We start from the raw sequence: 582 nt of genomic DNA on the forward strand, positions 1-582 counted from the left end.
AGCTTTTCGATGCGGGATAGCCGGCTCAGTTGGTGCTGCAGCACGATTAGCTGTTTGCGCACATCGACCTTGGTGGCGACCGGCTGGTTGGAGAAGTCCTTCGGGCAGACGAGGACAACCTCGTGCGACACCGCGTCGTCGGCGCCGAGCAGACGCCGCAAAGCTAGCACGTACACAGCGGATTGGGTGGCTGCGGCGGCGACCTTGCCGCCGTCGGCCTGGTCGTCGATGACGGCGAAGGACTTGATCTCGACGACGTGGAATTTGCCGTTGTGGTGGAACGCCACCAAGTCAGGCTCAAGGTAGACGGTGTTACCACCGACGTCGAGGGTCAGCAGAGGATGGTCGAAGAACGTCGACTCGCCGTCGGCGGCCGCGCCGGTCAGCTTCTGCCGAGACCGGATGTGCCGCATCTCCTGGCTGGTGTTTCCACCGACCTCTTCCAGATCGGTCTGGCCGACCTCGTTCAGCTCCAGTCCGAGGGTCTCCCGGAGCAACCGGATCAGCTCGGCAAACGCGTTCGCCTTGACCTGGGCCTCGAAGGCGTTGCCGCGAGTGATCGCAAACTGCGATTGACCGAAC

General features: G+C 63.2%; 1 pseudogene. It reads right to left on the minus strand.

Annotated features, from left to right (window positions below):
* Positions 1 to 582, minus strand: a pseudogene (locus DMB66_RS62300) (hypothetical protein); the annotation flags it as partial.

Source organism: Actinoplanes sp. ATCC 53533, assembly GCF_003947245.1.